The sequence below is a fragment of the Helicobacter didelphidarum genome, from assembly GCF_003364195.1.
Taxonomy (GTDB): Bacteria; Campylobacterota; Campylobacteria; order Campylobacterales; family Helicobacteraceae; genus Helicobacter_A; species Helicobacter_A didelphidarum.
Genome location: NZ_NXLQ01000165.1, coordinates 1 through 788 on the forward strand (window position 1 = coordinate 1; position 788 = coordinate 788).

1 protein-coding gene is annotated in these 788 nt (G+C 32.7%); it reads left to right on the forward strand.

Annotated features, from left to right (window positions below):
• Positions 1–127: 127 nt before the first annotated feature.
• Positions 128–682 (forward strand): hypothetical protein, encoded by a 555-nt coding sequence (locus tag CQA53_RS11720; protein ID WP_115544042.1) that lies wholly within the window; start codon positions 128–130, stop codon positions 680–682.
• Positions 683–788 lie beyond the last annotated feature (106 nt).

The following is a 788-nucleotide window of genomic DNA, read 5'->3' on the forward strand; positions in this document are numbered from 1 at the left end:
ACAAAATTATACATTGAGTAATTTTACTCATCTTTTACTTCAGATTCTAAGAATCAACTTTCAATTTAAAAGTATAATAAATATTAAGTGTATTTTTACACTTAATATTTATTCCTAAGGAGACAATATGGGTTTTAGAAAGTTTTTTATAGCCTTGATGACTTTAGGTTTGGCTGGTGTGTTTGCTTTGGCAGAAAGTCCTTTGGAAAAACAACAAGAGCTTTCATCAGTGTGTAAGCAATATCGGACAGAAATACAGGGTAAGAAGTTGCTTGATGTGTATCCTTTCTTTGATAAAAAAGGGGTAGATACAGGTAAAGGTTACCTCAACCTTAATGCAGGTAAAACTGGCGCATACATTCGCTTTTATAACTTTGGAGACAAAACCTTACAAGAAGCATATAGCAAATTGCGAGAAGTCTTACGAGAACGAGCAAATGAAGATGGTAATAAACATATAATATTAAGAGATTCTCTTCCTGAAGCTGATTCTGAAGATGTGCTAAAGCTTGAGGAAAGATATCGTGGTGCAACTTGCTATATCAGAAAGAATGAAAATGAGGTTTGGATAGATTCATATCCCAAAGTCGGTAAAGAATTTGTTTTTATTCTCCAAAAAGATGGAAACAATGCAAAGCTTTATTACTATGAAATAGATTTTCTCGAACGCCTAAAGATTTAGGTTCGCGGGTGAGGAAAATAAAAAGTAAATAAGAATCTCTTATTTATCTCATTCCCATAAGTCATCATCGCACTTGTATGATAATACTTGATGTCTTGATGACTTT

What these genes read in the sequence shown, in the direction of transcription:
- CQA53_RS11720 (WP_115544042.1), top strand. Translation starts at nt 128, where the DNA reads ATGGGTTTTAGAAAGTTTTTTATAGCCTTGATGACTTTAGGTTTGGCT.